We start from the raw sequence: 8,221 nt of genomic DNA on the forward strand, positions 1-8,221 counted from the left end.
CGCTTGATCCTAGGCGATCAGCTCAATATCAAGCACTCTTGGTTTAACAAAACGGATGATTCCGTACTGTACGTGATAGCTGAACTTAAACAAGAAACAGGCTATGTAAAACATCACATTCAAAAAATCTGCGCCTTTTTTGCCGCGATGGAAGCTTTTGCCGAATTATTGCAAAGTGAGGGACACCAGGTTCTCTACTTGACCCTTGATGAAACTGCCGATTATTTGCAGCTACCACCAATGATTAGTGATCTGTGTCATCAGATCAACGCAGAATACTTTCACTATCAGCGACCTGACGAATACCGAGTTTGGCAACAGTTGCAGGAGTTAAACCTCTCTCATGCACAAGTGACTTGTTTTGATACTGAACACTTTTTATTGCCTTTTGACGAGATCACTCAGCATTTTAACACCGACAAAACCACTATTATGGAGCCGTTTTATCGCAAAATGCGTAAGCGATTCGGTATTCTTCTGCAAGATGATCATCAAACGCCTTTGGGTGGGCGTTGGAATTTTGATCACCAAAATCGCAATAAGCTCAGCGTGCAAGACATAGAAAACCTACCCAAACCACTTAGCTTTCAAAACGATGTCAGTGCAATTTATAACCGTTTACAGCATCATAATATTCACGTTTTCGGCCTGTATACTCCTTCATTGTTATGGCCGATTAACCGCTCACAAGCACTGTCATTATTGGCCCACTTTTGTCAGTACGGCTTGCCGCTGTTTGGTCGCTTTCAAGATGCAATGACGGCAAAGAGTCCACATCGTTGGAGCCTTTACCATAGCCGGCTCTCTTTTGCACTCAACTGCAAACTACTATCGCCTGCAGAAGTCATTCAAAGTGCACTCATGCGATTTGAGAATGACAATACGATGGATTTAGCACAAATCGAAGGATTCATTAGGCAAATTTTGGGCTGGCGTGAGTACATTCGAGGCATTTATTGGGCGAACATGCCCCAATACGCCAAGCACAACGCCCTTGACGCTCAACGACCTCTTCCTCACTATTATTGGACAGGGGATACTCGTATGCATTGTGTTAAACAAGCCGTAACTCAATCACTGGAATTTTCCTACGCACATCATATCCAACGTTTGATGATCACGGGTAATTTTGCACTCCTATCAGGTTGCGAGCCGGATGAGGTGGATGACTGGTACTTAGGTATTTATATTGATGCATTGCAATGGGTAGAAATGCCCAATACCCGAGGTATGGCTCTGTTTGCTGATGGGGGAATTGTTGCTACCAAGCCTTATGCCGCAAGCGGCTCTTACATCAATAAAATGAGTGATTACTGCAAAGATTGTCACTACCAAGTAAAGAGCCGTAGTGGTCTAAATTCATGTCCATTCAATAGTTTATATTGGCAGTTCATGCTCACTCATCGTGAACGGTTAGCCAAAAACCCAAGGATAGGTATGATTTATAAAAATTGGGATAACACTGAAAATGCCACTCAACAAGCAATCTTAGATCAAGCTCAATACTATCTACACCATATTGAAAAGCTGTAGTTCGTCGGCTTACTGGTCACGTTTTTATTTATGCAATTTGGTGAGCACGCTGCAAGTAACTATAATCATGCTATTCGATTAAATATCAGTGAGTGATTATGCAACAACAGCAAGTCCATATGGACCAACGTATTTGCCAGCAATGCTCAGAAAAACAAAACTTGCCTTTTGACTTCACCATGGCTTTCCAACCCATAGTGAACGTTGCAGATAACACCATCTTTGGCTACGAAGCACTCGTACGAGGTCTGAATAATGAATCGGCTTACTCCATCATTGAACAAGTCAGTGATGACAACCGATACCGCTTTGACCAACTTTGTCGAATCAAAGCGATTAAACTCGCGGCTAAACTAAAACTGTCAGGTATTTTGAGCATTAATTTTTTACCTAATGCCGTTTACCAACCAGAACGCTGTATCCGCACCACATTAGAGGCAGCAAAGCAGTTCGGTTTCCCGACAGAACGGATCATGTTTGAATTTACTGAGGTGGAAAAAATCGTAGACACAGCGCACATAAAACGGATCGTCGCTTATTACTCCAACCTAGGATTTACTACCGCGATTGATGATTTCGGTGCAGGCTACGCCGGGCTTGGGCTATTGGTTAACTTCCAAACTAAAATAGTAAAATTAGATATGTCACTGCTGCGTAATATCGATCAAGACATCACGAAGCAAGCAATCGTCCGTCATACTGTCGCAATGCTCATTGAGCTAGGGATTTGTCCACTCGCTGAAGGTATTGAAACTCAACAAGAAATGTTATGGCTAAAACGACTCGGCATTGAACTCATGCAAGGCTACTATTTTGCGAAACCTGAGTTTGAAGCGTTGCCTACAGTGACGTTTTGAACCATAACATCAGCCTCTAATTTTGTGGATCCATCAAACCACGAAATGCTTGGGCATAAGTTTCAACTGTTCAATACGGCCCGACATGGCTGTTTCCACCTCGGCTAACCACTCATAACGTTTAGTATATAAACGGCGTTTATTGCGATTTAGCGTCTCAACACCTTTGCGGTTTGGCTTGGTTGGCAAACGGTACAAATATTTGCTCATTTTCTCTGCTTCGTACTCTGTCCACAGTTCATCGTAATCAAAGCTTACTGATTTGCGCTTTGATCCAATATAACGCAACGCTTGATACATATGGCCGCGGTTAGAAATCGCATACAGGTTCTCAACCCCTAAAATACGCGCTAGCGTCATGATCATTTCAACCATCAGTGCTTTAGTTCTTAAGCCGTGAGTCGTGCGCGTCAAATCTTTAATAATTTGATTACGATCGGTCACACCACTGCTTGGACCTTGTAGTGAACCAATGTAAATACTGCGCCCTTGATCAGAAACATTGAAACTGATCGAGTAAATTTTCTGCCCTTTTTCATCCGTTAGTTGCAGCCCCAACGAGCCTTCTCTTATCTCTCCACTACACAGGCTTAATGAATAACTCGCCCCATTTTTGTCGTAAAAATCAAAAATAGAGAAGCCTGATTCTGAGAAAAACTTCGCAGCATTAAAGCCAAACTGTTCAACTAAGTAGATAAAATGTTGATTAATGTGCCATGTACGCTCTTTGGCAGACCAATTGACGCAGAGATAAGGTTTTAATGGTTTTTCCAAAAACTGTGGGCATTGCTTTAATACCTCCGCTAACTCGGAGCACGAAAACAGCCTCAGCATACTTTTTAGAGCATAGGCATTGGTCACGCCCCATAAACAAAAACGGATATTCTTCCTGATTTTAGACCAGCCTTTGGTATTGGGGTAAATCGTTTCGGAGAGTTCAGACAGGCTAAACAGGTAGTCGAGTTTATTTTCAATTATCATAGTATGGACCAGAATTTCAGCAGCTAGGACAGCCTCAAACATTGGGGAGTCGCTCATTGAAAATAATGTACAGTGTTTCATTGAGGGGTGCTGTCCTGAGTTTGTATGAAAATGTCAGCCTTCGTCATTAGCTATTTACTTAGCGCGCTAACTAAATTATATTACTTAGCACGCTAAGTAATATGTGACTCGTTATGATTGAAAACACGCACACCCTGAAAGAATTATCACTCGCTGAGCAGTTTGCTCGTCTCTCACGCTTATGGAAAATGGTGGCGGACCGAGAACTCTCACCCTTGGGCCTTACCCATCCTCGTTGGACCGCATTGTGGAAATTACAGCGTCTCGGTGACAACGTCAGTCAAAAAACCTTAGCCGAAGCGTTAGAAATAGAACTGGCTTCTTTAATGCGAACTTTAAAGCAGCTCGAAGAACAATCGCTGATCGAACGTCACTGCTGTCACAACGATAAGCGCGCTCGAATCGTCAGTTTGACGAGTAACGGGCGTGCTCTTATCAAGCAGATGGAAACCCGTATTTTGCAAGTTCGCCAAAACTTACTGGGTAATATTGACGATCAACAATTGCACCAACTGACTCTTACGCTCGAACAAATCTCACACAACGCTCTAGATACGCTCAGCAAACCGATAGCAACACCTTCAAAGGAACAATAATTACTTATGACACCTGATCAAAAATTTGCACTTTGGATCAAATATTCCATCGTCGCTTTTGTGGCGCTCTTTGCCTATTTTTTGGTGGCCGATTTGGCTATGCCTTTAACACCGCAAGCCATGGCGACGCGCACTGTGACCAAAATATCTCCCCGAGTTAATGGTCAAATCAGTGATGTTTTTGTCACTAATAATCAAACCGTACACAAGGGTGAAGTACTTTTCACCATCGACCCACAACCCTATCAACTGGCGGTAGAGCAGGCCCAACTCAATTATGAACGTGCGGTACAAGGTAACGCTCAATTGGATGCATCGATTGCAGCCGCAGAAGCTAATGTCACGGCAAGCCGTATCGTTGCCGATCAAAAGTTGCGCGAAGCTAACCGATTAAACACTCTGTTTGCACGCAATGGGACTTCTCAACAACTTAAAGACGATGCACAAAGTGGCGCTACCGCCGCGAAAGCCAATTTGGTTGCAGCGCAAGCTCGCCTGCAAGAATTGCACGTTAGTCGAGGTAATAGTGACGAAAGTAACGTCAGCATCCGCGCCGCTTTGAACCAATTGGCGCAAGCCAAGCTAAACCTTGCCTACACACAAACGCTAGCAGAGCAAGATGGTGTCATTACCAACTTACAGCTTGAAACGGGCACCTACGCCGCAGCAGGTATGCCGTTAGTTGCGTTGGTAGCGACGGATGTAGACGTGATTGCTGATTTTAGAGAAAAAAGCTTACGCCATTTCCCAGACAATAGCCGCGCCCTAGTTGCTTTTGACAGCAAACCCGGCGAAGTCTTTACCGCGCGTATTCGTAGCCTGGATGCTGGGGTAAGCACTGGTCAGTTTGATGCGAATGGGCGTTTAGCCACTCCAACAGAATCTAATCGCTGGGTGCGTGATGCACAACGCATGCGTGTGCACCTTTCGCTCGATGAAACGATGTCAACATTGCCTTCCGGTGCTCGTGCGACGGTACAGTTGCTACCAGAAAGTGGCCCGTTTGCTTGGCTGGCAAAAATGCAAATTCAGTTTCTGAGCACTCTGCACTACGTCTATTAAGCGGAGTAAAAAATGCGACTTTGGGATCATCCATTATCTGAAAATGACTTTCGCCAATGCGTCAGAATAGCAACAGGTGCGACGCTTGGTTTTACCTTTTGTAAACTACTGGGTTGGAACTACGGGGTATTTTTTACCGTAACACCGATGCTGTTACTGGGCATGGTGCCCGTCATGAATGCGCACGCCGCAAAGCAACTGCTCGCTTCCGCCGTCGTTTGTGGCTTAGAAGTAGCCATTCTCGGGGGGCTGTTTGGCGCTCATCCGGCACTGATGACGATGATCGCTTTTGTACTGTTTCTCTACAAATTTGCTTGTATGTCGAAAGGCAGCTTATTCTTGTTTGGAGCGAACAGCGTATTGAGCTTGAGCATTATGCTGCACTTTGCAAGCTACTCCACAACTGATCTTAACGATCTGATTACCAGCAACTTTATCGCGAATTTGCTTTCGGTAATGGTCGCTTATCTGGTGACATTCTGTATTCCCGACGCACAGAAAAGGCAACCTCCCGCTCATGCAAGCGTGGCCAAAGAGTCACACCGTATGCGTCATGAAGCGCTCATGGGCGCAACCATTGCCACACTCTCTTTCGTTGTGTTTCAAATATTCGATCTGCAAGATTCAATGTCCGCGCAAGCCACAACCTTGTTGCTACTTTTCCCGATGCATTGGAACGGAGCGCTAGGCTACGCACGCAAACGCGCGATGGGTACTCTGCTTGGTGTCACTTTCGGTATTGCGGTCCAACTGCTGCTCTACGATTGGTCAGGTCAGCTTTTATTTGTTATTCCGCTGCTATGGATAGGTGCGATGCTCTTTAGCTACTGGCATGTAAAAGAATCCAGCGGTTCAGGGGTCGGCTTTGGCTCATTGACTACCTTGGGGATCTTGTTTGGTCAATATTTGACGCCGGGCAATGATTTAATTTTCAGTGCCCTGTACCGAGTCGGCAGTATTTTGTTTGCTATTGTCGCCACATTACTTACAACCTATGTGATCCATCGATTGCTGAATCAATTCAAAGCCACCCAATTTGGCCAGTAATTAAAAACCCTGCACATAGGTGCAGGGTCAACATCACAGCAAACCTTTATTCAAAGGATAAGCGTGCCGAATTTAATACACCCGTTAAACCTTGATAGTGATCCGCCACGACTAAACGCCACTGGCCTTGCACGTTCATTTGTTGCATTCCGCTGAGTGTAAAGCGAACACGATAAGCCGTGTTGCGATCATACTGGTTATACGATTTTAAGTTCCAATAGCCACCATCAGGTGCATACAACTTGACTGAAACATCACCCACAAATGGGTGTTCAATATTAAGTTGAATAGTGGCCGTTTCCGCATTTCCTTGATAAGTCACATTAATCGGAAGTGCTAACTCTCCTTGTGCATGATCGGGAATGGCAAAAGGCCCTTGTAAATCATAGATGGCTTGTTGGGGCGAAGTCGGTTCAGTGGGTGACGTTCCTCCGTCATTACTCCCATCTGGACGTGCATAAATCGCCGCAATGTGTGGTGCGCTCAGGCCAATCGCTCGCACCGAGTTCGCGTAGTCAGTGACACCACATGCTTGACCTTTACACACTTTGCTTGGGTTAGAGAATGTGTAAGAACGGCTATGAATACCAAATAAGAAACCATAGGCCATGGTCGTCGCAAATTGGCCTTGAACCCCATAACCATACGCATCTTGCTCTGTACCATTTGAAAGATGGGGTTCGCCATTGTACTGTTCATGAGCATGGTTCAAGCCCAAATTGTGGCCTAATTCGTGAATAAACGTATCATCGCCACACTCATTCAAATAGCTATGACTGTACATTCTAGATTGCGCATAACGCGCACTATTGTTCCAATACGCGGCAGGGATTATCCATGCTAGACCACAGCTCAGCATGTAAGTACCATTGCCTTTATCTTCATAATCAGGAGAATTTTTAATATCTAGATTACGAAACAGCGCCACCATATCCGCGCCAACCTGCTTACGATATTGCTCAATATCGGCAAACGCCGGATCTTGTTTATTGCCGGGAGTAATCGCATCAAGCGCCTGCCCTTGCGATTTTCTTAGCCCTCTTTGCGTATCGTATTTTACTTCTTTCGTGCCAATTAAGTTGACTTTGATGTCCAGACCACTTTGACGCAGAATTTCATTTCCCACGTTAAATCGGTGCTGGATTTGAGCCACGTGATCTTGCTGAAACCACTCAGCCGTGCCGGGTGTATAAACACCTAGAATATCAATTTCAGTGGTTGCACTACTCGGTAACGCATGTGTTGCTAACACCACGGCTAATGCCAATGACGCTATTTTCATAGAAAACTCCTACATTATTTATTTTATTAACACACAAAGCCGTGCGTTTGAGGTATCAATGGCTGGTCGAGGTTTCGTCATAGCCATGATTCGGTGGTACTCGGTAAACCCATGCTTCACTGCCGTTGCCTTCAAGCTTCACTTGACCACTGGGATGACCAATAAAACCAAGTATTGCCGTTTTGCCGAAAGTGAATGTGGCTGGGTAAACTTCCCCGTCGAGTTCAAACTGCCCAGACCAAGTCCGGACGCCTTCATTCTGAATTTCTGATGAAGTGACTTGGATATTGACTGGCTGGTTATCAGGCATAGTGACCGTGACAGCATCGCCCGTTGCCAGAACTCGGAATTGTTCAATATTTTCGATTTCGATCGCTTTGATTTCCGTCACTGCATCACTTTTCGGCCTAATGGCTTGCAACGCTGGGCTTGGGTTGATGTCGTGCCATACTTCATCAACGGTTTGCGCCGCAAGCATGCGCTCTTCAGTGATAGGCTCTGAATTCAGAGCAGAACCAGCATCTCCAGCGCTCGATGCATCTTCTCGTGGTGGCTTCATCAGCTGGCGCTCATCAGCAACTGTTGCGGCTTTAAAATCAGTATCCTCGTTATTATTCGGTGCTTTGGGGGCAGGCACTAATGTTAATGAACTATGGCTAATGTAATATTTACCAACAATGAGACCGAATATTGTTAATAACAAAATGGTCATTATCTTAACTTTCAAACTTTATATCTCCGACAATTAGATGTGGCATATATATAGATACATAAGATGTATG

Annotated in this window: 8 protein-coding genes; 5 read left to right on the forward strand and 3 right to left on the reverse strand. The window is 44.8% G+C overall.

Annotated features, from left to right (window positions below):
- Together AACQ21_RS02320 and AACQ21_RS02325 are read left to right on the forward strand one after the other, a co-directional pair.
- Positions 1-1,533: cryptochrome/photolyase family protein (locus tag AACQ21_RS02320; RefSeq protein ID WP_105977057.1), on the forward strand; the 1,533-nt coding region annotated here is incomplete at its 5' end.
- A gap of 98 nt (positions 1,534-1,631) precedes the next feature.
- Complete coding sequence (locus AACQ21_RS02325) at positions 1,632-2,390, forward strand: EAL domain-containing protein (protein ID WP_026028439.1); 759 nt, start codon at positions 1,632-1,634, stop codon at positions 2,388-2,390.
- Between the two features lie 33 nt (positions 2,391-2,423).
- Here the strand turns inward: AACQ21_RS02325 and AACQ21_RS02330 are convergent, their stop codons facing one another.
- Entirely contained in the window at positions 2,424-3,452 is a 1,029-nt protein-coding gene (locus tag AACQ21_RS02330) for a VirK/YbjX family protein (RefSeq protein ID WP_105977058.1), read from the reverse strand.
- A 113-nt stretch (positions 3,453-3,565) separates the two neighbouring features.
- On the opposite strand from AACQ21_RS02330, the gene slyA reads away from it, so the two are divergent.
- Genes slyA through AACQ21_RS02345 form a run of 3 tightly spaced genes read left to right on the forward strand, consistent with a single transcriptional unit; the run spans position 3,566 to position 6,157 of the window.
- Positions 3,566-4,048, forward strand: a complete 483-nt coding sequence (gene slyA, locus AACQ21_RS02335) for a transcriptional regulator SlyA (RefSeq protein WP_019283056.1) — start codon at positions 3,566-3,568, stop codon at positions 4,046-4,048.
- A 6-nt stretch (positions 4,049-4,054) separates the two neighbouring features.
- A complete protein-coding gene (locus tag AACQ21_RS02340; protein WP_105977059.1) occupies positions 4,055-5,110 on the forward strand; it encodes an HlyD family secretion protein in 1,056 nt (351 codons plus the stop codon).
- A gap of 12 nt (positions 5,111-5,122) precedes the next feature.
- Positions 5,123-6,157: a DUF2955 domain-containing protein gene (locus AACQ21_RS02345; protein ID WP_105977060.1), complete on the forward strand. Its 1,035-nt coding sequence runs from the start codon at positions 5,123-5,125 to the stop codon at positions 6,155-6,157.
- A gap of 46 nt (positions 6,158-6,203) precedes the next feature.
- Here the strand turns inward: AACQ21_RS02345 and AACQ21_RS02350 are convergent, their stop codons facing one another.
- Both AACQ21_RS02350 and AACQ21_RS02355 read right to left on the reverse strand, forming a co-directional pair.
- Positions 6,204-7,439, reverse strand: a complete 1,236-nt coding sequence (locus AACQ21_RS02350) for a zinc-dependent metalloprotease family protein (protein WP_094150509.1) — start codon at positions 7,437-7,439, stop codon at positions 6,204-6,206.
- A gap of 55 nt (positions 7,440-7,494) precedes the next feature.
- Positions 7,495-8,151 carry a hypothetical protein gene (locus AACQ21_RS02355; RefSeq protein WP_105977061.1) on the reverse strand — a complete coding sequence of 219 codons (657 nt, stop codon included), beginning with the start codon at positions 8,149-8,151 and terminating at the stop codon, positions 7,495-7,497.
- Positions 8,152-8,221 lie beyond the last annotated feature (70 nt).

It is taken from the genome of Vibrio sp. V01_P9A10T6, from assembly GCF_963877065.1.
GTDB classification, from domain to species: domain Bacteria; phylum Pseudomonadota; class Gammaproteobacteria; order Enterobacterales; family Vibrionaceae; genus Vibrio; species Vibrio anguillarum.